We start from the raw sequence: 25,857 nt of genomic DNA on the forward strand, positions 1-25,857 counted from the left end.
GCCGGGACGGTCGCGCGTGAACATGTCTCGCGTTGCGACGACGCTGTCCGGGCATGATGGTCGAGGTGCCGGTTGCACCTTTCCGGAGGGAGCGGGAATGGCTGACGGTCCGGCAGCGGGGCGGCGGAACAGTCCGGCGGCGCCCCGGTTGCGGCTGGACGAGCTGCTGGAGGGCCTGCAGGCGCAGGTCGCCCAGGTGCGCGCCACCCGGGACCGGGTGCACACGCTGCTGGACGCGGTCCTCACCATCGGCTCCGACCTGGATCTGGACGTGGTGCTGCGGCGGATCACCGAGTCCGCGGTGGCCGTGGTGGACGCCGAGTACGGGGCGCTGGGGGTGCTGGGCGAGGAAGGGCGGATCAAGCAGTTCATCACCGTCGGTGTCGACGAGGACACGATCAAGGCGATCGGCCACTATCCCGAGGGCCAGGGCATCCTGGGGCTGCTGATCAGGGAGCCGGAGCCGCTCCGCCTCGCCGACCTCGGCACCCATCCCGAGTCGGTGGGCTTCCCCGCGGGGCATCCGCCGATGACCACGTTCCTGGGGGCGCCGGTGCGCGTGCGCGAGAGGGTCTTCGGGAACCTGTACCTGACCGACAAGCGCGGCGGGGCGCAGTTCGACGACGAGGACGAGGCGGTGCTGCGCACGCTCGCCGCCGCGGCCGGTGTGGCCATCGACAACGCCCGCCTGTACGAGGACACGCGCCGCCGGGAGCAGTGGCTGGCCGCGAGCAGCGACCTGACCCGCAGCCTGCTCTCGGGCACCGACCCGGACCAGGTGCTGCACCGGATCGCCGCCACCGTCCGGAGTCTGGCCGGGGCCGATCTGGTGACGGTGGCGGTGCCGTTCGACGGTGGCGACGAGCTGGTGATCGAGGCGGCCGACGGGGAGGGCGCCGAGCGGGTGCGCGGGCTGGTGCTGCCGCCCACCACGCTGGCCGCGAAGGTGTACCGCTCCAACGAGCGGATCAGCAGCGGCGCGCTGTCGGAGGAACCGCAGGGGGGCGGCGGCTCCGCCGGGCGGATCGGTCTGGGGCCTGGGTTCCTGCTCCCGCTGGGCGGCAACGAGGACGCCCGCGGGGTGCTGCAGGTCGCGAACCTGCCCGGTCGGCAGGAGTTCTCCGAGGCCACCATGGCCATGATCAGCGGATTCGCCGACCAGGCCGCGCTCGCCCTCGAGATCGCCGAGCACCGCCGCGAGGCCGATCAGCTGATGGTCCTGTCGGACCGTGACCGTATCGCCCGTGACCTGCACGACCTGGCCATCCAGCGGCTGTTCGCCTCCGGTCTGACCCTGAACTCGGTACTCGGCCGCATCGCCGACCGGCCCGAGGTGGCGGAGCGGGTCCAGCGGGTGGTCGACGATCTCGACGACACCATCAAGACGGTGCGGGGCACGATCTACGCGCTGCGTGAGCGCGACCGTTCCGGGGCCCGGGGCGGGCTGCGTGCGCAGCTGCTGGCCGAGACCGACCAGGCCGCCGGCGTGCTGGGCTTCACCCCCGCCCTGCGCATGACCGGCCTGCTGGACACCGGCGTACCCGCCGAGCATGCCGGGCACCTGCTGGCCGTGCTGCGCGAGACGCTGTCGAACGCCGCCCGGCACGCGCACGCCACCCAGGTGGAGGTCACGGCCGAGACCGACGGTGTCCGACTCCGGTTGCGGGTCGCGGACAACGGCACCGGCATCGACCCCGCCGTCACCCGGCGCAGCGGCCTCGACAACCTCCGTCGGCGAGCCACCGACCTCGGCGGCAGCTTCACACTCGAGCCGAACGACCCGACCGGCACCGTCGTGGAGTGGACGGTCCCCCTTCCCGATCAGGCCGAAGCCTGAGCCTGGCCTCGCACCGAGGGCGGGAAAGGGGCCGTGCTCCTCGGCCCGGGTGCCTTCACGCGGTGGTGCGCGCGGTGCTGTGCCCGGGCCGGGGGCCGGGGGCCGGTGCGCCGGTCGCGCTCGCCGCCGTCGGCCGCGGCGCGCACTCCGGTGAGGGTGTAGGCCAGCGCGGCCGCGGCCACGATCGCGAGGAGAGCGAGACCGGCCGCGTACGTCCCGTACTCGCCGTACAGCGAGCCCATGATCAGTGGCGGCAGGAAGCCGCCCAGGCCGCCCGCGGCTCCGACCACGCCCGTGACCGAGCCGACCCGGTCGGCCGGGGTGAGCAGGGCCACCAGGGCGAAGGCCGCTCCGCTGCCGGCGCCGAGCGCGGCGGCCATCGACAGCAAGGCGATGGTGGCCACCGGCGCCAGGGCCGGGGTGAACGACTGTGCCACCGCCCCCGCCACGACAACGGCCAGCGAGCCGGCCAGCACCCGTACCGGGCCCAGCCGGTCCGACAGCCAGCCGCCGACCGGACGCATCGCCACGGCCAGCAGCACGAACCCGGCCATGCGGTTCGCAGCGTCGGCCTGGGTGAGGCCGTAGCCGGTCCTGAGGTAGGTGGGCAGGTAGACGGAGAACGCCACGTACCCGCCGAAGGCCACCGCGTACAGCGCGGACGCCTGCCAGGTGATGGGCAGCCGGACGGTGGCGGCCAGCCGGCGGGCCAGTGGCTCGGTCGGAACCGTCCGGCCGGGTGCGTCGCGCAGCAGCAGCGCGGCGGCCACGGCGTACCCGGCCAGCACCGCCGCGGTGATCAGGAACGGCGTGGACATGCTGTTCGCGTCGACCAGCTTCACCGTGGTCAGGGCGCTGATCGCGGTGCCGCCCATGCCGGCGCCGAAGACGCCGATGGCGAGGCCCCGCCGCTCGGGCGGGAACCATGCGTTGACGAGCGGCACACCCACGGCGAAGGCGGTGCCGCCGATGCCGAGGAAGAACCCGCCGACCAGCAGGGCGGCGAGCGAGGAGTGCCCGGCGAGTCCGAGGTACAGCACCGGCACGATGGTGGCCGCCGACACGATCGGGAACATCACCCGCCCGCCGAACCGGTCGGTCAGCGCGCCCACCGGGATCCGGCCCAGGGAGCCGACCACGACCGGCACCGCCACCAGCAGCGACTGCTCGAACGAGGAGAGGGCGAGGCTGTCCTTGAACCGCGGGCCGAGCGGGCTGAGCAGCGCCCACGCCCAGAAGTTCACGGCGAACCCGGCCGTGGCCAGGGCCAGCATCAGCCAGGCCCGGCCGGACGCCCGCGCGCCCGACGGTGAACCGCCGCTCTTCGCCTTCAACGGCTGGACCATGTTGTCCGTCCCTTTCGTCTCCTGGTGGTACCGCGTCACGGGAATCGCCGTGCGTCGCGGGCCAGGGGCCCCTTGCCTGCGGAACGGCATCCCGTAGCCACTGTCCGCGTCCGGGATCACCGGAGACATGGGCCATGGGTCCCGGCAGACGGACGGACGGTCCCCGGGTTCGGACCCGGCCGTCCTCGTGCCCCAAGGGGGTAGGGCCGACCGGCCCTACCCCCGTGCCCCGACCGCGGAGACGATGGACTGATGTTCCACAACGACGGCTTCCGCGCACTCGACCGGCAGGAGTGCCTGCGCTTGCTCGCCAAGGTGCCGGTCGGCCGCGTGGTCTACACCCGGCAGGCACTGCCCGCGGTGCTGCCCATCAACTTCGCCCTGGACACGGACGCCTCCGTCCTGCTGCGTACCTCACCGGACGCGGACCTCGTCCGCGCCATCGACGGCGTCGTCGTCGCCTTCGAGGCGGACGAGTTCGACGCCGCGACCCAGTCCGGCTGGAGCGTCGTCGTCACCGGCCGGGCCACCGTGGTGACCGACCCCGACGAGCACGAGCGGCTGTCGCAGGCCGGCCCCACGTCCTGGATGCCCCTGCACGATCCGGTGTTCGTCCGGATCGAGTCGGAGATGGTCACCGGACGCGAACTCAAGGGCACGCGCGGCACGCGCTGAAGAGACGCCTACGGACCCGTGACGGACGCGGGAGCGGGCACGGGATCCGCGGGCGCACGGGGCGTGCGGCCGCCCTCCGGGCCGTAGCCGAAGCGGATCAGCAGCTGCGGGCGGCACCGCCGCCTCGATCCGGCCATCGCCTCGCGCAGGTCCGGCCATTCCATCGCCTGGTGCAGCATCGACGTACGCACCCCGTGCCGGGTCGCCGTGAGCAGCACCCGCTCCAGTGCCTGACCCGCCCCCAGCCAGTCCTCCCGCCGGTCCTGGGCGGTCCACAACAGGGCCACCTGGGCGTGGCGTTCGAAACGCAGGGCGGGCAGGTGGGGAGCGGGCAGTCGGCCGGTGAAGTCCCGCACCGGCATCCGCCCGGACGCGTCCCGCGGGCCCAGGGCGGTGAGGGGAATGCCGTAGGAGGCGTCCGTTCCCGGAGCGGTGACCCAGGTACGCGCCTCGGCCGCGCGGGCCGGGTGGACGGCGTTGCGTGCCTCCGCCGCCTGGGTCAGACGCAGCAGGTGGCGGGTGCCGGGGATGCCGGGCACGTCCAGGTGGGCGCCCTCGGCGCGGGCCGAGCCGATCATCTCGGCCACGACCGGATCCGGGACCGGGCGCCCGGTGAACGGCATCCGGCTCGTGTGGCGCCGCTCGACCGCCTCGTACAGGTGGCGCAAGGGCGACCGCGCGTCCGCGGCGGGCCCGGCCAGTCGCACCGTGGCCAGCAGGTCCGGATCGCCCGCGGCGGGCAGCAGCCGGACGACGGGATCCCAGCCCAGGTGCTCCGCGGCCACCCGGAGGTTGAGGACGGCCGCGCCCACCGACAGGTGCCGGGCACGCAGCTCGGGGTCGGCCGTCGGCAGCTGCCGCCGCCGGTCGAGACGGACCTCGATCGACCGGCTGTCCGGGTCCAGGCCGAACCGCCAGGGCTGCGTGTTGTGGATCGACGGTGCCGCCACCGCGGCGGCCAGCAGGGCCCGCACGGCTGTGGCGTCGAGTTCCCGGGTCTGCATCACGGCTCCTTCCCGAAGCTGTCCTCCGTTCCGTCAACCCTGCGTGGCGCCCCCTCTCCGGGGGAGGGTTGGCCGGCCCCGGGCCGAGGGCCGTACGGCCTCAACGGATGTCGGCCGTACCAGCTCCCGGCCGACCGGACTCCTCCGCAGGGGCCGTCAGGCCCTCTTGTGTCCAGCGGAGTTGGGCCGCAAGGCCGGCCGCCGGGGACCGCCGGCCCCGGGTGGGGACGCGGTGCGCCGCCTAGCGTTCCGGCCATGGAGAACGATCAGAACGCACGGCGGCCGGGGTCGCGCGCCGGTGAGGGCTGGCCGCTGGCCGCCCGTCGGCTGCTGACGCGCCGTGAGGTGTCGGCCGACGGCCGTGCCGTGTTCGGCACGGGTGATCCGCGGTGGGAGGGCTTCTACCGGGACCGGTGGGCCCACGACAGGGTGGTGCGCTCGACGCACGGCGTGAACTGCACCGGCTCGTGTTCGTGGATGGTGTACGTCAAGGACGGCATCATCACCTGGGAGCACCAGGCCACCGACTACCCGTCGATCGGCACGGACTGCCCCGAGTACGAGCCGCGCGGCTGCCCGCGCGGGGCCTCGTTCTCCTGGTACACCTACTCGCCCAGCCGGGTCCGCTACCCGTATGTGCGCGGCGCCCTGCTGAAGCTGTGGCGCGAGGCCCGGCGACGCCTGGGCGACCCGGTCGCGGCGTGGGCCGAGATCACGTCCGATCCGGCGAAGGCGCGAGCGTACAAGCGGGCCCGCGGCAAGGGCGGGCTGGTGCGCGCCGACTGGGACGAGGTGAGCGAGCTGATCGCCGCCGCCCATGTGCACACCGTCAAGGCGTACGGCCCGGACCGTGTCGCCGGCTTCTCCCCGATCCCGGCGATGTCGATGGCGTCGTTCGCGGCCGGCGCCCGCTTCATGTCGCTGATCGGCGGCACACTGCTGTCGTTCTACGACTGGTACGCCGACCTGCCGATCGCCTCGCCGCAGGTCTTCGGCGACCAGACCGACGTGCCGGAGGCGGCGGACTGGTGGAACGCGGGCTATCTGATCATGTGGGGCTCCAACATTCCCGTCACCCGCACACCGGACGCGCACTTCCTGACCGAGACCCGCTACAACGGCACCAAGGTCGTCGCGGTCAGCCCCGACTACGCCGACAACGTCAAGCACGCCGACGAGTGGCTGGCCCCGCACCCGGGCACGGACGGCGCGCTGGCGATGGCCATGGGCCACGTGATCCTGCGGGAGTTCCTCGTCGACCGAGAAGTTCCCTACTTCCAGGACTACTTGCGGAAGTTCACGGACGCGCCCTTCCTGGTCACCCTGCGCGAGCACGACCGCGGACTCGTCCCCGACGGGTTCCTGACCGCCGCCGACCTCGGCCGTGCGGAGGAGCACGCCGAGTCCAAGACGGTCCTCCTGGACCGGGCCACCGGTGATCCGGTGGTCCCGGGCGGCTCGCTCGGCTTCCGGTGGGGGGAAGCCGGGCGAGGCCGCTGGAACCTGGATCTGGGCGGTGTCGTACCGGAGTTGAGCCTGCTGGAGCGGGCCGAGGACACCGCCGAGGTCGCGCTGCCCCGGTTCGACGAGGGCGGCACCGAAGGCGGTTCCGTCATGGTCCGGGGCGTTCCCGTCCGCAGGATCGGCGGACGGCTCGTCACCACTGTCTTCGATCTGATGCTCGCCCAGTACGGGGTGCGGCGTCCCGGTCTCCCGGGACGCTGGCCGTCGTCGTACGAGGACGCGTCCGAGCCGCACACCCCGGCCTGGCAGGAGACGATCACCTCGGTCCCCGCCGCTCAGGCGGCCCGTATCGCCCGCGAGTTCGCCCGCAACGCCGAGCGCACCGGCGGCCGGTCCATGATCGCGCTGGGCGCCGGCACCAACCACTGGTTCCACTCCGACACCATCTACCGCGCCTTCCTGGCGCTGACCACCATGACGGGCTGCCAGGGCGTCAACGGGGGCGGCTGGGCACACTACGTCGGCCAGGAGAAGGTCCGCCCGGTCACCGGACAGCAGCACCTGTCGTTCGCCTTCGACTGGCAGCGGCCCACCCGGCACATGGCGGGCACCTCGTACTGGTACCTGAACTCCGACCAGTGGCGGTACGAGGCGTTCGGGCCCGAGGAGCTGGCCTCCCCGCTCGGCCGGGGGCGGTTCCGGGGCAAGGGGTTCGCCGACTGTCTGGCGCAGGCCGTGCGGCTGGGCTGGACGCCCGGTCACCCCGGCTTCAACCGCAACCCGCTCGACCTGACGGACGAGGCGGCGCGGGCGGGCCGGCCGGTCGCCGAGCACATCGTCGACGAGCTGAAGTCCGGCCGGCTGCGGTTCGCCGCCGAGGACCCGGACGACCCGGCCAACTTCCCCCGGGTGCTGACGGTGTGGCGGGCCAACCTGCTCGGTTCCTCCGGCAAGGGCAACGAGTACTTCCTGCGGCATCTGCTGGGCACGGACGCGGCGGTCCGCTCCGCGGAGACCCCGCCGGAGGGGCGCCCGAAGGACGTGGTGTGGCGGGAGGAGGCCCCGGAGGGCAAGCTCGACCTGCTGGTCACCGTGGACTTCCGGATGACCTCGACCGGTCTGCTCGCCGACGTCGTCCTCCCGGCCGCCACCTGGTACGAGAAGGACGACCTGTCCAGTACGGACATGCACCCCTTCGTGCACGCCTTCACCCCGGCCATCGCCCCGCCCTGGCAGGCCCGCACCGACTACGACACGTTCCTCACGATCGCCGACCGCTTCAGCGAGCTGGCCGCCGGGCACCTGGGCACCCGCACCGACGTCCTCGCCGTGCCGCTGCTGCACGACACCCCCGACGAACTCGCCCAGCCGGGCGGGACGGTACGGGACTGGAAGGCAGGCGAGTGCGAGCCGGTGCCGGGACGGACCATGCCGAAGCTCGTCGTCATCGAACGGGACTACGGCGCGATCGCGCAGAAGATGCGCGCCGTGGGCCCGCTGCTGGACACCCTGGGCACCACCACCAAGGGCGTCACCGTCCACCCGGACCAGGAGATCGACGACCTGCGGCACCGCAACGGCACCGTCCGGGAAGGAGTCGCCGCCGGGCGGCCCTCGCTCGCCACCGCGAGCGACATGTGCGAGGCGATCCTCGCGCTGTCCGGCACCACCAACGGGCGGCTGGCCACCGAGGGCTTCAGGGAGCTGGAGCGGCAGACCGGCAGCGAGGGTCTGGTGGCACTGGCCGCCGAGCGCGAGGCGGAACGGATCACCTTCGCCGACACCCGCACCCAGCCGCGCTCCGTGATGACCTCCTACGAGTGGTCGGGCTCGGAGACCGGCGGGCGCCGCTACTCCCCCTTCGTCATCAACACCGAGCACAAGAAGCCCTGGCACACCCTGACCGGCCGCCAGCACTTCTTCGTCCAGCACGACTGGATCGCCGAACTCGGCGAGCAACTGCCGGTCTACCGGCCGCCGTTGAACATGCCCCGGCACTTCGGCGACGAACACCTCGGCGACGGCCGTGCCGAGGTCACCGTCCGGTACCTGACTCCGCACTCGAAGTGGTCCATCCACTCGAACTACCAGGACAACAGATACATGCTCGACCTGTCCCGCGGCGGCCCGGTGATCTGGATGTCCGGTGCGGACGCCGAGAAGATCGGCGTCAAGGACAACGAGTGGATCGAGGCGTACAACCGCAACGGCGTCGTCGCCGCGCGGGCCGTGGTCACCCACCGCATGCCGGAGGGGACCGTGTACATGTACCACGCCCAGGACCGCACCGTGAACGTCCCGAGGACCGAGGTCGGCGGCAGGCGCGGCGGCATGCACAACTCCCTGACCAGGCTCCTGCTCAAGCCCACCCACCTCGCGGGCGGCTACGCCCAGTTCACCTACGCCTTCAACTACTACGGCCCGACCGGCAACCAGCGCGACGAGGTCACCGTCATCCGCCGTCGCTCGCAGGATGTGGAGTACTGACGTGAGAGTCATGGCGCAGCTCGCGATGGTGATGAACCTCGACAAGTGCATCGGCTGCCACACCTGCTCGGTCACCTGCAAGCAGACGTGGTCCAACCGTCCCGGCGTCGAGTACGCCTGGTTCAACAACGTCGAGACCAAGCCCGGCGTCGGCTACCCGCGCCGCTACGAGGACCAGGAGCAGTGGAAGGGCGGCTGGACGCTCGACCGGCGGGGCCGCCTGGTGCTGCGCTCCGGCGGCCGGGTCAAGCGCCTGCTGTCCCTGTTCTCCAACCCGGACCTGCCGGGCATCGAGGACTACTACGAGCCGGTCACCTACGACTACGACAACCTGGTCGGCGCCCCGGCCGGAAAGGACCTGCCGGTCGCCCGCCCCCGCTCCGTCCTCACCGGCGAGCCCACCGCCATCACCTGGGGTGCCAACTGGGAGGACGGCCTCGGCGGCGCACCCGAGCACGCCGGGGGCGACCCCAACCTCACCGGTGAGTGGGCCGAGAAGGTGAAGTTCGAGTTCGAGCAGACCTTCCTCTTCCACCTGCCCCGCCTGTGCGAGCACTGCCTCAACCCGGCCTGTGTGTCGGCCTGCCCGTCGGGCGCGATGTACAAGCGGGTCGAGGACGGCATCGTCCTAGTCGACCAGGACCGCTGCCGCGGCTGGCGCATGTGCGTGACGGCGTGCCCGTACAAGAAGGTCTACGTCAACCACGCCACCGGCAAGGCCGAGAAGTGCACCTTCTGCTTCCCCCGCGTCGAGGCCGGCCAGCCCACCGTCTGCTCCGAGACCTGCGTGGGACGCCTGCGCTACCTGGGGCTGCTGCTGTACGACGCCGACCGTGTCGGCGAGGCCGCCGCCACCCCGGACGAGAAGGACCTGCTCGACGCCCAGCGCGACGTCTTCCTCGACCCGCACGACCCTCAGGTCGTCGCGGTGGCACGGGAGTCCGGCATCCCCGAGGACTGGCTGGACGCCGCCCGGCGGTCACCGGTCCACGCGCTGGTCTCCAGGTACAAGGTGGCCCTGCCGCTCCACCCTGAGTACCGCACCCTGCCCATGGTCTGGTACGTGCCCCCGCTCTCACCCGTCCTCGACGCCGTCGACGCGGCGGGCGGCGACCAGGACGACCCCGACCACGTCTTCGCCGCCGTCACCCGGCTGCGCATCCCACTGGAGTACCTGGCACAGCTGTTCACCGCCGGGGACAGCGAGGTGGTCGCCGGGGTGCTGATGAAGCTGACCGCGCTGCGCTCGCACATGCGCCGACGCGCCCTCGGCGAGGCCGGCGACGAGAGCGTGCTCGAGGCCGTGGGTCTCACGGCGCGCGAGGCGGAGGACCTGCACCGGCTGCTCGCCGTCGCCAAGTACGCCGACCGGTACGTCGTCCCCGCCGCGCACAAGGAGGACGCCGCCGCGCTGACCGCGATGGAGAACCGCTGCCCGGTCGAGACCTCCGGCACCGCCGAACCCCGCGAGGTCATGCTCGGCATCCCCACCCTGCGCCGCCGTACGTCCGAGGCACCCGCCGGAGGCCACCCGTGAGCCCGCTCCCCACGACCGTCCCCGCCGTCATCCGCTGCCGCGTCCGGGCCGCCGTGCGCCGCGCGGCCCGCCCGGGGCGTCCGGCCCCGCTCACGCCGGAGGAGACCCGGGACCGGGCACTGCTGCTGCGGCTGCTGTCGCTGCTGCTGCAGTACCCGGACGCCGAACTCGCCGACGCCCGGCCGGAGCTCACCGCCACCGTCGAGGCGCTTCCGTCCTCGCCCGCCGCCGGGCACCTGGCCGCCTTCACCACCTGGTTCACCGGGCAGGAGCCGGAGACGCTGGAGCGCCACTACGTCGAGGTGTTCGACCTGCGCCGCAAGAGCGGCCTCCACCTCACCTACTACCTGCACGGCGACACCCGCCGCCGGGGCATGGCCCTGCTCGGTCTCGCCCAGCGTTACCGCGCCGCCGGCTGGGACACCGACGGCGGTGAACTCCCCGACCACCTCCCGGTCGTCCTGGAGTTCGCCGCCCTCGCCGGGCCGCGAGCGGGCGAGGCGCCTCTGCGTCAGCACCGACGCGGCCTGGAACTGATCCGCCGCGCCCTGACCGACGCCGGCTCCCCCTACCGGCACGTCCTCGCCGCGCTGCTGACCCTCCTGCCGCCGCCCACGGAGGCCGATCTGAGGGCTGTGGCCGAACTGGCGGCACAGGGACCTCCCGACGAGGACGTCGGCCTCGACCCGTACGGCGCCGGGGAGTTCGCCCCGCCCGGCACCTTCGTCCCGCCCGAGCAGGCCCCTCCCACCCGCATGCCGCCCCTCCCGACCCCGGAAGGTCCCCGATGAGCGCCGCGCCTTCTTCCCTTGCCGCAGCGAGCGGCGCCGATCTGCTCCTGTGGGTCGCCGTCCCCTACATCTGCCTCGCCGTGTTCGCGGTCGGGCACGTCTGGCGCTACCGGCAGGACCAGTTCGGCTGGACGTCCCGCACCACCCAGCTCCTGGAACACCGCCGGCTGCGCTGGGGCAGTCCCCTGTTCCACCTGGGCGCCTTCATGGTGATCGCCGGGCATGTCGTGGGGCTCGCCGTTCCCGCCTCGTGGACCGAGGCGGTGGGCGTCTCCGAGCACGCGTACCACACCGCGGCCGTCTGGGCAGGGTCGGTCGCGGGCGTGGCCATGGTCGCCGGGCTGGGCATGCTGTGCGCCCGCCGCCTGCTGACCCGCCGGATCCGGCTGGGCACCGACCGCAGCGACAAACTGCTCTTCCCGCTGCTGTCCGCCACCGTGGTGCTCGGCATCACCGCCACCGCCGCCCACAACGTCCTCGGCGCCGGCTATGATTACCGGTCCACCGTCTCCGTCTGGTTCCGCGGCCTGTTCGCCCTCCAGCCGAAGCCGGAGGCCATCGCCGGGGCACCGCTGCTGTTCCAGCTGCACGCCCTGACCGCCTGCCTGCTCTTCGCGGCCTGGCCGTTCACCCGGCTGGTCCACGTGTGGAGCGCGCCGATCGGCTACCTGGTCCGCCCGTACCTGGTCTACCGGCGGCGGACCGCACCGGTGACAGCCCCGGCGGCGGGCGGCCGGACCCGGCGGGCCTCGGGCTCCCGGCGGGCCGCGTGAGCCGCGGACCCGCGCTCGCGCCGTGCCGGGATCGCGGCCGGCCGGCATCCTTCCAGCTCACCGTGGACCTTCGTGGCGCAGCCGGTCCTGGACCTGCGTGGCGTCGACCGCGGCCTGGATGCGCCGCTCCACGCCGAGCTTGGCGAGCAGGCGGGAGATCTGGCTCTCGACCGTCTTCTCGGTGAGGTGGAGCCGCCCGCCGATCTGGCGGTTGGTCAGGCCCTCGCCGATCAGGGCCAGGATCTCCCGCTCCCGGGCGGTGAGCCCCGGCAGGGCGTCCGGCTCCTCCTCCGGCTGCTGGTCCTGGCGCAGCCGGGCCATCACCTTGGCGGTGGCGCTCGGGTGCAGCAGGGACTGGCCGGCGGCCACCGTACGGACGGCCGAGACCAGGTCGGAGCCCCGGATCTGCTTCAGCACGTACCCGAAAGGCTCCGGCCGTGATCGAGTCCAGCGGGGCCTCCTCGTCGTCGAACGAGGTCAGCATCAGGCAGGCCGGCTCCGGCATGCGTGAGCGCAGCTCGCGGCAGACGGTCACGCCGTCGCCGTCGGGCAGGCGCACGTCGAGCACGGCCACCTGCGGGCGCAGCGCGGGGACCCGCGCCAGAGCCTGCTCCACCGCGCCGGCCTCGCCGATCACGCTGATGTCCGGCTCGTCGTTCAGCAGGTCGCGCACCCCGCGCCGTACCACTTCGTGGTCGTCCAGCAGGAGGACCCGGATCGGGTCGCCGGGTCCGGGTCGTTCGCTGTCCGTCATCGAAGGGCTCCTGTCCCGCGTTGTCCGTCTCGGGAAGGGAACCGGGCGGGACGGGTCCTTCCTTGTCGCCGATCCTGCGGGTTCGCGGGCCGAACGGCCCGGGCCGACCGGCCCTTTCCGTTCGGGCGTTCCCGGCGGTCAGCCGTCCCAGGTCCAGTCGGCGACCTCCGGCAGGTCGGTGCCGTGGGCGCGGATCCAGTCGTGGTGGCGCAGCCGGACGTCCTCCATGCTCTGGCGCAGGGCGGCGGCGCGCACGGCGAGGCCGGGCACGCGGTCGACGACGTCCATGACGAGGCGGTAGCGGTCGAGGTCGTTGCGGACGACCATGTCGAAGGGCGTGGTCGTCGTGCCGATCTCCTTGTAGCCGCGTACGTGCAGGTTCCGGTGGCCGGTGCGGCGGTAGGCGAGCCGGTGGATCAGCCAGGGGTAGCCGTGGTAGGCGAAGATCACCGGCTTGTCCGGCGGGAAGAGTCCGTCGTACTCGAAGTCCGTCATGCCGTGCGGGTGTTCCTCCCGCGGCATGAGCCGGGCGATGTCGACGACGTTCACCACGCGCACCGCCAGCCGCGGCAGGTGGCGGCGCAACAGCTTGGCGGCGGCCAGCACTTCCTGCGTCGGTACGTCTCCCGCGCAGGCCAGGACCACGTCCGGTTCGCCGCCGTTCTCCGTGCCGGCCCAGTCCCAGATCCCGGCGCCGCGCGCGCAGTGCGTCCGCGCCTCGTCCATCGGCAGCCAGTCGAAGCAGGGCTGCTTGCCGGCGACGATGACGTTCACGTAGTCGCGGCTGCGCAGGGCGTGGTCGGCCACCGACAGGAGGGTGTTGGCGTCCGGCGGCAGGTAGACCCGGACGGCCTCGGGGCTCTTGTTGAGGATGTGGTCGACGAAGCCGGGGTCCTGATGGGAGAAGCCGTTGTGGTCCTGGCGCCACACGTGCGAGGTGAGCAGGTAGTTCAGGGAGGCGATGGGTGCGCGCCAGGGCAGTCGGCGGGTGACGCGCAGCCACTTGATGTGCTGGTTGACCATCGAGTCGACGATGTGCACGAACGCCTCGTAGCAGGAGAACAGGCCGTGCCGGCCGGTGAGGAGGTATCCCTCCAGCCAGCCCTGGCAGGTGTGCTCGGACAGGATCTCCATCACCCGGCCGTGCCGGTCGAGGTGTTCGTCCACGTCGAGGGTGCCGGCCTGCCATGCCTTGCCGCTGGCCGCGTAGACGGCCTGGAGACGGTTGGAGGCGGTCTCGTCGGGGCCGACGAGGCGGAAGTCCCGCCGGTCGGCGGTGGCTCGCATGACGTCTTCCAGCAGGTCGGCGAGGACGCGCGTGGGTTCGTGGAGGCCGGTGCCGGGTTTGTCGACGGGGACGGCGTACCGCTCCAGCGGCGGCAGGGGCAGTTCACGCAGCAGCAGACCGCCGTTGGCGTGCGGGGTGGCGCCGAGCCTGCGGGCACCGTCCGGGACGCACGCCAGGACGTCGGGGAGGGGGCTGCCGTGCTCGTCGAACAGTTCCTCGGGGCGGTAGGACCGCAGCCATGCCTCCAGTTGACGCAGATGATCCGGGTTGTCGCGGACGGCGGCCAGGGGAACCTGGTGGGAGCGCCATGTGCCCTCCACCGGGAGTCCGTCGACCTCCGCCGGGCCGGTCCAGCCCTTCGGGGTGCGCAGCACGACGACCGGCCAGCGGGGACGCTCGGTGGCGCCGTCCTCGCGTGCGGCGCGCTGGATCGCGGCGATGCGGTCCAGCGCCGTGTCCATGGCCCGCGCCATCGCGCGGTGCACGGCGGCGGGGTCGTCGCCGGTGACGTGGACGGGGTCGTGACCGTACCCCCTGAGCAGGTCGTCGAGTTCGGGTTCGGGGAGCCGGGCAAGCACCGTCGGGTTGGCGATCTTGTAGCCGTTGAGGTGGAGGACCGGCAGGACGGCGCCGTCGTGGACGGGGTCGAGGAACTTGTCGGAGTGCCAGGACGCGGCCAGCGGCCCGGTCTCCGCCTCGCCGTCGCCGATGACGCAGGTGACCAGCAGACCGGGGTTGTCCAGAGCCGCGCCGTAGGCGTGCGACAGCGAGTAGCCCAGTTCGCCGCCCTCGTGGATCGAGCCGGGTGTCTCGGGCGCCACGTGGCTGGGGATGCCGCCGGGGAACGAGAACTGCTTGAACAGCCGTGCCATCCCGGCGGCGTCCCGTGTGACGTCGGGGTACGTCTCGGTGTACGAGCCCTCCAGCCAGGAGCCCGCGACCACCGCCGGCCCGCCGTGCCCGGGACCCCAGACGCACAGGGCGTTCAGGTCACGGGCCCGGATGACGCGGTTGAGGTGGGTGTACACCAGGTTCAGCCCGGGCGAGGTGCCCCAGTGGCCGAGCAGCCGCGGCTTGACGTGCTCGGGGCGCAGCGGCTCGGTCAGCAGGGGGTTGGCCATGAGGTAGATCTGGCCGACGGACAGGTAGTTCGCGGCGCGCCAGTGGGCGTCCAGCGTCCTCAGCTCCTCGTCCGTGAGCGGGGCCGGCGCCTGCTGTGAGTCGACGGACATCAAGGCTCCCTTCCGGATCGGTGTTCGCTCGGGGGTGCGTACGGGTCCATACCTCCCCCACACTCCCCCGGCGGCCGGGTGTCCGACAGGGCCGACCGGGCCATCCTGACCGGGCCGCGGCACCGGACAGGGCCGGCGGGAGGCCGTCCCCGCGCCGTCCGGCCCCGGCCCGGGCGGGACCTGTGGGCGGTTGTGCCCGGATCGACGGGGCCGTTCGGCCCCTCTTCGCCCAGCGCCGCGGGAACGAGGTCCGGTGCCTGCTACACAGAAGACGGTCGCCCCGTGGTCGCGGTGCCGGTCCCGCCTCACCCCACCTGCCTGGGAGGAGTCTCCATGCTGTCCGCAGAGTCCGCCGCCGTGGTACGTGCCACCCTGCCCGCCGTGGCCGGAGCGCTCGACGAGATCACCACCCGCTTCTACGGCGCGATGTTCCGCGACCGGCCGGAGCTGCTCGACGGGATGTTCAACCGCGGCAACCAGGCGAGCGGTGCCCAGCGCCGCGCCCTGGCCGGGTCGATCGCCGGGTTCGCGACCGCGCTGCTCGACGACCCGGACACCCGCCCGGACGCGCTGCTGGACCGCATCGCGCACAAGCACGCCGCCGTCGGCGTCACCGACGACCAGTACACGATCGTGCACAAGTACCTGTTCGGGGCGATAGCCGAGGTGCTGGGCGACGCGGTGACACCGGAAGTGGCGGCCGCGTGGGACGAGGTGTACGGGCTGATGGCCGGCGCCCTGATCGGCCGGGAGGCCCGCCTGTACCAGGAGGCGGGCGTCGAGCCCGGACAGGTCTGGCGGCAGTGGACGGTCGTCGAGCGCCGCGGCGAGACCGACGACGTGGTGTCCTTCCTGCTCCGCCCGGCCGACGGGCGGCCGGCACCGCGGGCGCGGGCGGGCCAGTACGTGAGCGTACGGATGCCGATGGCCGACGGGGTGCGCCAACTGCGCCAGTACAGCCTGTCGTCCGACCCGGGCGGGGAGCTGCGGCGCATCACCGTCAAACGGGTCACCGGCACGGCCGGCGCGCCGGACGGCGAGGTCTCCAACCTGCTGCACGACCAGGTCCGCGAGGGCGACGAACTGACGCTGTCGGCTCCGTTCGGGGACGTCTTCCTCGACGACCCGGCCGACGCCGCCACTCCGGTCGTCCTGGTCTCCGCGGGCATCGGCGGCACGCCCATGACGGGCATCCTGGCGCATCTCGCCGCCCTCGGCTCGGCCCGGCCGGTCCTGGTGCTGCACGCCGACCGCTCCCCCGCCGGCCATGCCCTGCGCACCGAGACGAGGGAGCTGGTCGGAAAACTGCGAGGCGCCCGCGCCGTCTTCTGGTACGAGCACCCCGGCCCGGAGGACCCCGAAGCCCGCGAGGGCCTGATGAACCTCGACGGCGTCGAACTGCCCGAGAGCGCCACGGTGTTCCTGTGCGGCCCGCTGCCGTTCATGCGTGACGTCCGCGCACAGCTGCTGCGCGCCGGGGTTCCGGCGCGGCACATCCGTTACGAGGTGTTCGGGCCCGACCTGTGGCTGCCCGGCCCGGCGGCCTGAGCGACCTCGCCCCCTGCGGAAACGGCGATCGACGGGCGGCCCGCGGCTCGCGCGGGCCGCCTCACGGCGCGGCGTGCGGGCCGTCCGGCCGGCTGTCGCGCTGTGCGACCATGGCGCGGCTCAGCTCCTCCGTCTCCGGCTCGGTCAGCCGCTCGAAGCCGTCCTCGGTGATGACGGAGACGATGGGGAAGATCCGGCGGGTGAGGTCGGGGCCGCCGGTCGCGGAGTCGTCGTCGGCCGCGTCGTAGAGGGCCTGGAGCGCGGCGAGGGCGGCCTCCCGGCGGGACATGCCGGGCCGGTACAGCTTCTTCAGCGCGCCCCGGGCGTACGGCGAGCCGGAGCCCTCGGCGTGGAAGCCGGTCTTCTCGTAGGTGCCGCCGGCGACGTCGAAGCCGAAGATGCGGCCCCGGCCGCCCTCGTAGCCGACCAGCAGCGGCACGACGGCGAGGCCCTGCATGGCCTGGCCGAGGTTCTGGCGGAGCATGCCGGAGAGCCGGGTCGCCTTGGCGCTGAGGCTCATCGGCGTGCCCTCCATCTTCTCGAAGTGCGTCAGCTCCACCTGGTACAGCTTGACCATGTCCAGGGCGAGTCCGACGGTGCCGGCGAAGGCGACCGCCGTGTAGTCGTCGGCGGGGTGCACCTTCTCCAGGTCGCGCTGGGCGATGAGGTTGCCCATGGTGGCCCTGCGGTCGCCGGCGATCAGGACGCCGTCCTCGTAGGCGAGGGCGAGCACGGTGGTGCCGTGCGGGGCGGTGTCGGGGGCGGCGCGCACGCCGGGGCCCAACGCGCTGCGAGTGGGCAGGAGTTCGGGGCGGTGGGCCGCCAGGAAATCGGTGAAGGACGCGGTCCCGGGAGTGAAGAACTCCGCCCCCAGCCGGCCCTCGCTCGCGTCGCTCGCCATGCCGTTCCCCCCTCGTCGTCGGCTCGACATCCGGACTCCTACCAGAAGGGGACGTCCGGGAAACACCTGTTCTCGTCACAGCGCCCGGCGGCGCACCAGCACCGCGAGCACCAGCAGCCCCGGGATCAGGGGCAGCCATACGGTGAGCAGGCGGTATCCGAGCACGGCGGAGGCCGCCGCCGCGGCCGGGGCTCCGGTGGCGGTCAGGGCGAGGGCGAGGGCGGCGTCCAGGGAGCCGAGGCCGCCGGGGGTGGGCAGCAGGGCGGCGAGGCTGCTGGCGGCGAGGTAGAGCAGGGCGACCCGGGCGGGCGGCAGGGGCAGGGCGACGGCCTGGGCGACGGCGATCAGCGCGACGGCGTGCAGGCCGGCGAAGGCCAGCGATCCGCCCCACAGGGCCGCCGCCCGGTGCGGCCGGGCGTGCACCGTCCGCACGTCGGCGAGGACGCCGGTCAGGGCGGGGCGGCAGCGCCGCCACAGCGGTACGAGGGCGAGGACCAGGGCCACTGTGACGGCGGCGGCGAGGGCGAGCCGGCCGCCGGAGACCTGGGGCGGTCGCAGCACCCCCGGGCAGGCCAGGGCGAGTGCGGTGATCAGGACGGCACGGACCGCCGTCGCGGCCGCCGCCTTGACGGCGAGCGCGCTCGCCGCGCGGCTCGCCGGGAGCCCGCTGCGCACGAGGAACCGCCAGTTGACGGCGCTCGCGCCGAGCCCGGCGGGCAGGACGTGGTTGGCGGCGGAGGCGGCGAACTGGGCGGCGACCAGCCGCCCCGCGGGCAGGCTCGGCGGGACCGCGCCCTGCTGGGCGAGCGCCGCGCACACCCAGGTGGCCGTCACCGCCGTGGCCGCCACCAGCAGCCACCCGTGGTCGGCGTGGGCGAGCCGCGCGGCACCGGTCGCCAGGACCGGCCAGTGACGGCGGGCCAGGTATCCCGCGACGATCAGGACGGCGACGCTGAGCAGGGTGTGCCAGTAGGCGCGGCGGCGGGTGGGTGTCGCCGCGCACGGCTCGGGCGTCACGCGGGCCCGCCCGCGCGGGGTGCCGGGGCGACGTACAGCCGGAGCCGGTCGAACCGGTACGGGGCCCACGAGCGGGCGTACGGCGGCGGGGAGCCGGTCGACGTGCCGACGGCGGCGACGGGGATGCGGCGGGCGGATTCGAGGATGGCGGCCTCGGTGATGTTGGCGTTGTTGCCGCCGGTCGCGGCGGAGGAGCAGCCGGTGTAGTACGCGAGGGGGACGGCGGTGGCGCCGGTGAGCATGCAGGGCGGACGGACGCCGAGCCGGTGCAGTTCACCGGCGGTGCGGGCCCAGGCGCGGCGGTCGTCGACGGTGCGCTGGACGGTGCGGTCGAGGACCACCCACTGGACGGCGAGGTGCCCTGCCAGCCCGAGTGCGACGACGCTCGCCGCGACCGGCCGCCACCGGCCCGCCGGGGTGGTGGCCAGCCGCCACAGCGCGTCGGCGACCGGGATGGCGGCGAGCGCGTAGGCGGGCAGCAGGAAGCGGGGGGCGGCGTAGCCGATGAGGAAGAGGTACGGCACGGCGGCCGTGACCGCGCAGGCGAGGGGCAGCAGGGTGGGGGTCGTGCGGCGGGCGCGGACGGCGATGACGAGGGCGGCGGCGGCGAGCAGCCACAGCGCGAACCACCACAGGGTGATGACCGGGCTGGGCAGCGGTCCGGTGCAGGGCCGGCACAGGGTGCGGCCGATCAGGCCGCGCAGCTGGTCGTCGACGGCGAAGTGCCAGCCCAGGCCGCCCTGGATGCGGGAGGCGTCGGACAGCCGCCGGCCGAGGCCGCCGTGGTTCAGGTAGGCCTCCACGACCCACTGGACGGCCCCGGCGGCGAGGCCCGCCGCGAGGAAGAGCAGTGGGCGCCACCGGCGGGTGACCAGGGCGGCGACGAAGAGGGGTGCGGTCACGTACACGGCGTCGGTGGGCCGCATCAGCGCCATCAGCGCGGCGCTCGCCGCGACGCCCCACAGGGCGGCCCGGCCGCCGCGGCCCGCGCGGACCCGCAGGAAGCAGCCGACGCAGATCACTGCGCCGACGGCGACCCAGTAGTTGGGCATCGCGCTCGGCGCGTAGAAGAGCGTCACCCAGAGGGTGCCGAACAGGGCGCCGCCGGTGGCCAGGACGCGCGGCGGGAACAGGTCGCGCCAGCAGCGCAGGGCGAGATACAGGGCGAGGCCGGCGAGGACCGCGAGGTAGACGCGCAGCAGCGCGGTGGACGTCGACCAGGAGGCGACGGGCGCCACCAGCAGGGGGACGCCTCGGGCGCGGGGTGCGCTGAAGAAGGCGGCGGGGGCGTGGTCGCCGACCTGACTGACGTAGACGATCTCGTCCCAGCCGAGGCCCATGGCGGGCGGCACCAGCAGCAGTTGGGCGAAGGTGAAGGCGACCGCGACGACCGCGACGGGGTCCGGTGTGCCGAGGCGCAGACCGGCCGCCCGGGTGACGCTCACGCTGTCGGCCATCTTCTCGTCCCTCCCCAGGCGGCATCCGGGAAAACAAGCCCAAACTAACCCAGAGTGCCCCAGGGTGCAGCGCGCGGTACGGCCGCCCGTGCGACAGCGACGCCGGGTGCCCTCGGCCCCGGGTCTCAACGGTCTCAGCGGTCTCAGCGGTCGTTGGGGCGGCGGTGCGGGGGTTGTCCGGGGGCGGGACGGTCGGCGGCGGTGGGGACCGTGCGGACGGCGGGGCCGTCCGTGCTCAGCGTCACCGGTTCGCCGTGGTGGCCGATCCGCAGGGGCGGGCCGGAGAGCAGTGTGTAGGTGGCCTTCTCCTGGGTGATCTCCACCCGCAGGCGGCGGCCGAGCAGTTGCAGTGAGAACGCCAGGCGGCTGAACCGCGCGGGCAGCCGCGGGGCGAAGCGGACGACGTCGCCGTCGTGCCGCAGCCCGCCGAAGCCGGCGACCAGGGCCATCCAGGCGCCCGCCAGGGAGGCGATGTGCAGTCCGTCGCGGGTGTTGTGCTCCAGGTCGGCGAGGTCCATCAGGGCGGCCTCGGCCGTGTAGTCGTACGCGAGGCCCAGATGGCCGGCCTGGGCCGCGACCACGGCCTGGACGCACGCCGAGAGCGAGGAGTCCCGTACGGTGAGCGGCTCGTAGTAGGCGAAGTTGCGGGCGATCTGCTCGTCGTCGAAGTGGCTGCCGCAGGTGTACATCGCGAGGACCAGGTCCGCCTGCTTGACGACCTGTTTGCGGTAGAGGTCGAAGTACGGGAAGTGCAGCAGCAGCGGGTACTGGTCGGGGCGGGTGGCGGCGAAGTCCCAGCGCTGGTAGCGGGTGAAGCCCGCGTGCTGCTCGTGCACGCCGAGTTCGTGGTTGTACGGCACGTACATGGCCTCGGCGGCGTCCCGCCAGGCGGCGCTCTCCTCGTCGTCCACGCCGAGCCGTTCGGCCTGCTCGGGATGGCGGCGCACCGCGTCGGCGGCGGCCAGCAGGTTCTGCCGGGCCATCAGGTTGGTGTACGTGTTGTCGTCGGCGATCGCGCTGTACTCGTCGGGGCCGGTGACGCCGTCGAGGTGGAAGGCGCCCTCGTGGTCGTGGTGGCCGAGCGAGCGCCACAGACGCGCGGTCTCCACCAGCAGTTCCAGGCCCGCGTCACGTTCGAAGCCGGTGTCGCCGGTGGCCGCAGTGTAGCGGGTCACGGCGTCGGCGATGTCGGCGTTGACGTGGAAGGCGGCGGTCCCGGCCGGCCAGTAGGCGGAGCCCTCCGAGCCCTCGATGGTCCGCCAGGGGAACGCTGCGCCGGACAGGCCGAGCTGGGCCGCGCGTTCCCGGGCGGCGGGCAGGGTGCTGTGCCGCCAGCGCAGCGCCTCGGCGACGGCGTCGGGCGCGGTGTAGGTGAGCAGGGGCAGCACGAACATCTCGGTGTCCCAGAAGGCGTGGCCGTCGTAGCCGGAGCCGGTCAGGCCCTTCGCGGGGATCGCGCGCCCCTCGGCGCGGGCGCCCGCCTGCAGGACGTGGAAGAGGGCGAACCGGACGGCCTGCTGGATCTCCTCGTCGCCGTCGACCTCGACGTCGGCGCGCGCCCAGAAGTCGTCGAGGTACGCCCGCTGCTCGCCGAGCAGTCCCGTCCAGCCGCTGTGCGCGGCCGCGGCCAGCGCCGCCTCCACCTGGTCGCTCATCGCGGGCCGGGAGCGGGTGCCGGACCAGCCGTGGGCGACCAGTTTCTCCACCCGCAGCCGCTGTCCGGGCTCCAGCACGGAGGTGACGGTCAGCCGGGCCACGTCGACGTTGCTCTCCGCGGACGTCGTGGTGCGTTCGGGGCCGCTGACGGTGTGGTCGGCGGCGACCGCCACGCGCAGGCCGCTGCGCCGGGTGCGGTGCACCAGCCGCAGCCGCAGCCCGTCCGCGAAGTCCTCCTCGGGTTCCAGCGGCGACTTCAGCGCCCGTGCGGCCCGCGGGTCGCCGTTCGGTTCGGGCAGGCTCTCGTTGGCGACCAGCTCCGACTGGATGACGACGCGGGTGCGGCTGTCGACGGGTTCGACCTCGTAGGCGACGGCGGCGACGGCCCGCTGGGTGAGCGAGACCAGGCGCGTGGAGCGCACCCGGATGGTGGAACCGGCCGGGGAGGTCCACTCGCAGACCCGCTCCAGGACGCCGCGCCGCAGGTCGAGGGTGCGCTCGTGGGCGACGAGCCGTCCGTAGCGCAGGTCGAACGGCTCGTCGTCGACGAGCAGCCGCAGCACCTTGCCGTTGGTGACGTTGATGACGGTCTGGCCGGACTCCGGATAGCCGTAGCCGGCCTCGGCGTACGGCAGCGGGTGCAGTTCGTGCACTCCGTTGAGATAGGAGCCGGGCAGCCCGTGCGGTTCGCCCTCGTCGAGGTTGCCGCGCCAGCCGACGTGCCCGTTGGACAGCGCGAACACCGACTCGCTCTGCGCGAGCACGTCGAGGTCGAGGTCGGTCTCCCGGACGGTCCACGGTTCCACGGCGTACGACCGCTGCGCTATCACTCGCCCTCCCCGAGCTCGGCGAGGTCCTTCACCACGACGTCCGCGCCGTGCGCGTACAGCGCCTCGGTCTGTCCGACGCGGTCGACGCCGACGACGTATCCGAAGCCGCCGGCGCGGCCGGCGTCCATGCCGGCCAGCGCGTCCTCGAACACGGCCGCCCGCCCGGCTTCCACGCCGAGGTCGCGGGCGGCGGCCAGGAAGGTGTCCGGGCGGGGTTTGCCGGGCAGCCCGCGCTCGGCGGCGACCACGCCGTCGATCCGTACGTCGAACAGGTCCTCGGCGTCGATCGCGCGCAGCACGTCCCGGCAGTTGGCGCTGGAGGAGACGATCCCGGTGCGCAGCCCGTCCGCGCGGACGGCCCTCAGATAGCGCAGGGTGCTGTCGTAGGCCTCGACCCCGCCGGTGCGGATGCGCTCCAGGAGCAGTTCGTTCTTCCGGTTGCCGAGGCCGTTGACGGTCTCGGCGTCCGGCGGGTCGCCTGGTTCGCCCTCGGGGAGTTCGATGCCGCGGGAGGCGAGGAAGGTGCGGACGCCGTCGGCGCGGGGGCGGCCGTCGACGTACTCGTCGTAGTCGGCGACGGCGTCGAACGGCCGGAAGTCCTCGCCGTCGCGGGCGCGCAGGAACGCGTCGAACGTCTCCTTCCAGGCGGCCGCGTGGACCACGGCCGTCCTGGTGACGACGCCGTCGAGGTCGAAGAGGCAGGCCTGGACGGTCGTGGGTAGACCGAGTCGCGTCATCTCCGTCATGGAGACACGGTTCCCCGCATTCCGTCATCCAGTGGGTGGCGCACGCCACAACGCGCGGACCGAGCCACGTTGGTCGTGCGATTCACCGCCCCGCCGGGGCGGTTCGCCGGGCGGCGGTGCGAGACTCTCGGCGTGCCGCTCACCTTCGACGACCTCCTCGCCCGTGCCCGGTCCCTCGCCCCGGACGGCCGGCGTGCCCTGCTCGGTATCGCCGGGGCGCCCGGCGCGGGCAAGACGACACTGGCCGAGCGCCTGGTACAGGCGCTGAACGGGGCCGGTGAGCCCTGGGTCGCCCATGTGCCGATGGACGGCTTCCACCTCGCCGACGCGGAACTGGACCGGCTCGGCCGGCGGGCCCGCAAGGGCGCCCCCGACACCTTCGACGCGGCCGGGTACGCGGCGCTGCTGCGCCGGCTGCGCGAGGAGGGCGACGGCGAGGACGTCGTGTACGCGCCGGGCTTCGAGCGGGTCCTGGAGCAGCCGCTCGCCGGTGCCCCGGTCGGCCCGGCTGATCGTGACGGAGGGCAACTATCTGCTGCTGGACGCCGGCGCGTGGGCGCGGGTGCGGTCGCAGCTGGACGAGGTGTGGTTCTGCGAGCTCGACGAGGCCGAGCGGATCCGGCGGCTCGTCGCCCGGCACGAGGAGTTCGGCAAGGCGCACGCGGATGCGGTGGCCTGGGTGCGGGGCACGGACCAGCGCAACGCCGACCTGGTGACGGGGACCCGGGACCGGGCGGACCTGGTGGTGCCGGTGGTGGGTCTGACCGGGTGACGAGCCTGGTCAGCGCGGTCCGTGAGCTATGTTGAAACGCGTGGGAAGCAAAGGAGGCGCACCGGTGCCATCGCCGCAGCAGGCACGCGCGCAGGCGTCCGCGATCACCTCGGGGAAGACCGCGCCGGAGGTGGCGGCTGCCCCGACTTCCCAGCTACGGCACCTGTTCGACCAGCCGCGGCTGTCCCCGGGGCAGCGGCGCATCGCGCAGTACCTGATAGAGCACATCACCGAGGCGGCGTTCCTGTCGATCACCGATCTCGCCGAGCGGGTCGGGGTGAGCCAGCCGTCGGTGACCCGGTTCGCGGCGGCGGTCGGCTTCAGCGGCTATCCGGCGCTGCGCGAGAAGCTGCAGTCGATCGCGCTCGGCGCGCTGGCGGGCGGCCCGCCCGAGGAGGACCGGGCGAACGAGCTGCAGGCGGCGGTCGACGCGGAGATCGAGAACCTGGAGAACCTGCGGCGCGACTTCGCCGATCCCGACCAGGTCATCGCCGTGGGCCGTGAGCTGTCCTCGTCGACGCCGCTGACCGTGCTGGGCCTGCGCATCTCCGCGTCGCTGGCCGAGTACTTCGCGTACGCCGCGCGGCGTATCCACCCGGATGTGCGGCTGGTGACGCTGGGCGGCAGCGTCGCGTACGACGCCCTGCTCCAGTCCCGGGAGGCGGGCGGCACCTGGGTGCTGGCGTTCTCCCTGCCCCGGCACGCGCAGGAGACCCTGACCGCGGTGCGGGTGGCGCGGGACGCCGGGCTGCGTGTCGCCCTGATCACCGACCTCGCGCTCGGCCCGGTCGCCGACGAGGCCGACGTCACCTTCGCCACCGGGACGGGTTCCCGGCTGGTCTTCGACTCCTACGCCGCGCCCGGACTGATGGCCGCCGCGCTACTCCAGGCGATGACCGACGCCGACCCGGAGCGCACGCAGGCCCGGCTGGAGTCGTACGAGCAGATCTCCGACCAGCACCAGTTCTTCCTGCGCGACTGATTCCCCGCCCGGGACCGCGCCGCCGCCGTCACCGAACGCGGCAGCCCCCTACCGACGAATACCGACACACGGGGACCACCCGCTTCAAAGCGCGCATGAATGTTTTCATACGTCTTGCAAAGGCGATGGCATATATAAATACTGCTCGGGATCCCGCACCACAGCGGACTCCCGAAGCCGCCGTCCTACCCACGACGGCCCGGGCGTTCGACAGGGCGCCCCGCGCGCCCCAGGGCGGCGGACCCCCGGTCATCCCCTAGGCCGGGGGCCCGCCGCATCCGTCGTCCCATCCCAGCGACGCAGCACATTGGAAGCGATGCCCCTATGCCCCTGACGACCACGCGCATCAGCCCGGACTGGCCGTGCCAGGTCAAGACTCCCGGCAGCTACGACTGGGAGCGCTCGGCCGCCAAGTGGCTGCGCGGGCTGGTGCCGTCGCGGTACGCCAGCTATCCGGCGCTCATCCGCCACCCCGTGCTGCTCGCCCGGCACGCCCAGATCCAGGTCCAGCAGGAGATCCGCGTCGCCCGCACCGCCCTGCAGACCGCCCGCGCCGATCTGCCCCGCCTCGGCATGCCCGAGTCGGTCATCGAACACACGATCAAGCTGTACGCCGCGGAGGTACTGCAGCTCCAGCACATCGCCCGCAGTGTGCGCGCGGTGAGCCAGGCCCTGGTCGAGCACGCCGGGAACCGCTGACCGGGCGACCGACCGTACGGTCGGAATTCATGACCACAAGGCCGCGCCCGAAGCCGCCCCC

The 25,857-nt window shown here is 73.4% G+C and carries 17 protein-coding genes and 2 pseudogenes; 10 read left to right on the forward strand and 9 right to left on the reverse strand.

The features are described from left to right. Window positions 1–97: 97 nt before the first annotated feature. On the forward strand, window positions 98–1,837 hold the full coding sequence (locus tag ACSU6L_RS01520) for a GAF domain-containing sensor histidine kinase (protein ID WP_437052731.1): 1,740 nt from the start codon (window positions 98–100) through the stop codon (window positions 1,835–1,837). On the opposite strand, the gene ACSU6L_RS01525 is transcribed toward ACSU6L_RS01520, so the two are convergent. Further along, entirely contained in the window at window positions 1,822–3,111 is a 1,290-nt protein-coding gene (locus ACSU6L_RS01525; RefSeq protein WP_437064717.1) for a nitrate/nitrite transporter, read from the reverse strand. The genes ACSU6L_RS01520 and ACSU6L_RS01525 overlap by 16 nt on opposite strands. Window positions 3,112–3,435: 324 nt before the next feature. Between ACSU6L_RS01525 and ACSU6L_RS01530 the strand changes: the two genes are divergently transcribed. Continuing rightward, window positions 3,436–3,858: a pyridoxamine 5'-phosphate oxidase family protein gene (locus ACSU6L_RS01530; RefSeq protein WP_437052733.1), complete on the forward strand. Its 423-nt coding sequence runs from the start codon at window positions 3,436–3,438 to the stop codon at window positions 3,856–3,858. A gap of 8 nt (window positions 3,859–3,866) precedes the next feature. Here the strand turns inward: ACSU6L_RS01530 and ACSU6L_RS01535 are convergent, their stop codons facing one another. Beyond that, entirely contained in the window at window positions 3,867–4,862 is a 996-nt protein-coding gene (locus tag ACSU6L_RS01535) for an Acg family FMN-binding oxidoreductase (RefSeq protein ID WP_437052735.1), read from the reverse strand. A gap of 255 nt (window positions 4,863–5,117) precedes the next feature. On the opposite strand from ACSU6L_RS01535, the gene ACSU6L_RS01540 reads away from it, so the two are divergent. From ACSU6L_RS01540 to narI, 4 genes are read left to right on the forward strand one after another with little or no spacing between them, the layout of a single operon-like run. Beyond that, window positions 5,118–8,813, forward strand: a complete 3,696-nt coding sequence (locus ACSU6L_RS01540) for a nitrate reductase subunit alpha (RefSeq protein WP_437052737.1) — start codon at window positions 5,118–5,120, stop codon at window positions 8,811–8,813. Between the two features lies 1 nt (window position 8,814). Next, entirely contained in the window at window positions 8,815–10,350 is a 1,536-nt protein-coding gene (gene narH / locus ACSU6L_RS01545) for a nitrate reductase subunit beta (RefSeq protein ID WP_437052739.1), read from the forward strand. After that, entirely contained in the window at window positions 10,347–11,141 is a 795-nt protein-coding gene (narJ, locus tag ACSU6L_RS01550; protein ID WP_437052740.1) for a nitrate reductase molybdenum cofactor assembly chaperone, read from the forward strand. Before narH ends, narJ begins: the two co-directional genes overlap by 4 nt. Continuing rightward, window positions 11,138–11,914: a respiratory nitrate reductase subunit gamma gene (narI, locus tag ACSU6L_RS01555; protein ID WP_437052742.1), complete on the forward strand. Its 777-nt coding sequence runs from the start codon at window positions 11,138–11,140 to the stop codon at window positions 11,912–11,914. Before narJ ends, narI begins: the two co-directional genes overlap by 4 nt. A 57-nt stretch (window positions 11,915–11,971) precedes the next feature. Here narI and ACSU6L_RS01560 read toward each other — a convergent pair. Both ACSU6L_RS01560 and ACSU6L_RS01565 read right to left on the reverse strand, forming a co-directional pair. Next, window positions 11,972–12,668, reverse strand: a pseudogene (locus ACSU6L_RS01560) (response regulator). 138 nt (window positions 12,669–12,806) lie between these two features. Next, window positions 12,807–15,188, reverse strand: a complete 2,382-nt coding sequence (locus ACSU6L_RS01565) for a phosphoketolase family protein (RefSeq protein WP_437052744.1) — start codon at window positions 15,186–15,188, stop codon at window positions 12,807–12,809. A gap of 333 nt (window positions 15,189–15,521) precedes the next feature. On the opposite strand from ACSU6L_RS01565, the gene ACSU6L_RS01570 reads away from it, so the two are divergent. After that, window positions 15,522–16,736, forward strand: a complete 1,215-nt coding sequence (locus ACSU6L_RS01570) for a globin domain-containing protein (protein WP_437052746.1) — start codon at window positions 15,522–15,524, stop codon at window positions 16,734–16,736. Window positions 16,737–16,797: 61 nt separating this feature from the next. Here the strand turns inward: ACSU6L_RS01570 and prcB are convergent, their stop codons facing one another. From prcB to ACSU6L_RS01595, 5 genes are all read right to left on the reverse strand, one after another. Then, window positions 16,798–17,637, reverse strand: a complete 840-nt coding sequence (gene prcB, locus ACSU6L_RS01575) for a proteasome subunit beta (protein ID WP_437052748.1) — start codon at window positions 17,635–17,637, stop codon at window positions 16,798–16,800. A 75-nt stretch (window positions 17,638–17,712) separates the two neighbouring features. Beyond that, window positions 17,713–18,654, reverse strand: coding sequence for a lysylphosphatidylglycerol synthase domain-containing protein (locus tag ACSU6L_RS01580; RefSeq protein WP_437052750.1), 942 nt, complete (start codon window positions 18,652–18,654; stop codon window positions 17,713–17,715). Continuing rightward, a complete protein-coding gene (locus ACSU6L_RS01585; protein ID WP_437052752.1) occupies window positions 18,651–20,111 on the reverse strand; it encodes a hypothetical protein in 1,461 nt (486 codons plus the stop codon). The genes ACSU6L_RS01580 and ACSU6L_RS01585 overlap by 4 nt, the downstream gene beginning before the upstream one ends. Before the next feature lie 143 nt (window positions 20,112–20,254). Continuing rightward, window positions 20,255–22,597: a glycoside hydrolase family 65 protein gene (locus ACSU6L_RS01590; protein ID WP_437052754.1), complete on the reverse strand. Its 2,343-nt coding sequence runs from the start codon at window positions 22,595–22,597 to the stop codon at window positions 20,255–20,257. Further along, window positions 22,594–23,334, reverse strand: a complete 741-nt coding sequence (locus tag ACSU6L_RS01595) for an HAD family hydrolase (RefSeq protein ID WP_437064718.1) — start codon at window positions 23,332–23,334, stop codon at window positions 22,594–22,596. The genes ACSU6L_RS01590 and ACSU6L_RS01595 overlap by 4 nt, the downstream gene beginning before the upstream one ends. A gap of 141 nt (window positions 23,335–23,475) precedes the next feature. Here ACSU6L_RS01595 and ACSU6L_RS01600 point away from each other — a divergent pair. From ACSU6L_RS01600 to ACSU6L_RS01610, 3 genes and pseudogenes are all read left to right on the forward strand, one after another. Then, window positions 23,476–24,115 (forward strand): annotated as a pseudogene (locus ACSU6L_RS01600) (nucleoside/nucleotide kinase family protein). A 64-nt stretch (window positions 24,116–24,179) separates the two neighbouring features. Then, window positions 24,180–25,097: a MurR/RpiR family transcriptional regulator gene (locus ACSU6L_RS01605; RefSeq protein ID WP_437052756.1), complete on the forward strand. Its 918-nt coding sequence runs from the start codon at window positions 24,180–24,182 to the stop codon at window positions 25,095–25,097. Window positions 25,098–25,421: 324 nt separating this feature from the next. Beyond that, window positions 25,422–25,796 (forward strand): hypothetical protein, encoded by a 375-nt coding sequence (locus tag ACSU6L_RS01610; RefSeq protein ID WP_437052758.1) that lies wholly within the window; start codon window positions 25,422–25,424, stop codon window positions 25,794–25,796. Window positions 25,797–25,857 lie beyond the last annotated feature (61 nt).

The sequence above is a fragment of the Streptomyces sp. enrichment culture genome (assembly GCF_964272855.1).
Lineage (GTDB): Bacteria > Actinomycetota > Actinomycetes > Streptomycetales > Streptomycetaceae > Streptomyces.

What these genes read in the sequence shown, in the direction of transcription:
- ACSU6L_RS01565 (WP_437052744.1), bottom strand. Translation starts at nt 15,188, where the DNA reads ATGTCCGTCGACTCACAGCAGGCGCCGGCCCCGCTCACGGACGAGGAG.
- ACSU6L_RS01570 (WP_437052746.1), top strand. Translation starts at nt 15,522, where the DNA reads ATGCTGTCCGCAGAGTCCGCCGCCGTGGTACGTGCCACCCTGCCCGCC.
- ACSU6L_RS01520 (WP_437052731.1), top strand. Translation starts at nt 98, where the DNA reads ATGGCTGACGGTCCGGCAGCGGGGCGGCGGAACAGTCCGGCGGCGCCC.
- narI (WP_437052742.1), top strand. Translation starts at nt 11,138, where the DNA reads ATGAGCGCCGCGCCTTCTTCCCTTGCCGCAGCGAGCGGCGCCGATCTG.
- ACSU6L_RS01610 (WP_437052758.1), top strand. Translation starts at nt 25,422, where the DNA reads ATGCCCCTGACGACCACGCGCATCAGCCCGGACTGGCCGTGCCAGGTC.
- ACSU6L_RS01540 (WP_437052737.1), top strand. Translation starts at nt 5,118, where the DNA reads ATGGAGAACGATCAGAACGCACGGCGGCCGGGGTCGCGCGCCGGTGAG.
- ACSU6L_RS01530 (WP_437052733.1), top strand. Translation starts at nt 3,436, where the DNA reads ATGTTCCACAACGACGGCTTCCGCGCACTCGACCGGCAGGAGTGCCTG.
- ACSU6L_RS01585 (WP_437052752.1), bottom strand. Translation starts at nt 20,111, where the DNA reads ATGGCCGACAGCGTGAGCGTCACCCGGGCGGCCGGTCTGCGCCTCGGC.
- ACSU6L_RS01535 (WP_437052735.1), bottom strand. Translation starts at nt 4,862, where the DNA reads ATGCAGACCCGGGAACTCGACGCCACAGCCGTGCGGGCCCTGCTGGCC.
- ACSU6L_RS01595 (WP_437064718.1), bottom strand. Translation starts at nt 23,334, where the DNA reads ATGACGCGACTCGGTCTACCCACGACCGTCCAGGCCTGCCTCTTCGAC.
- prcB (WP_437052748.1), bottom strand. Translation starts at nt 17,637, where the DNA reads ATGGCGAGCGACGCGAGCGAGGGCCGGCTGGGGGCGGAGTTCTTCACT.
- ACSU6L_RS01525 (WP_437064717.1), bottom strand. Translation starts at nt 3,111, where the DNA reads ATGCTGGCCCTGGCCACGGCCGGGTTCGCCGTGAACTTCTGGGCGTGG.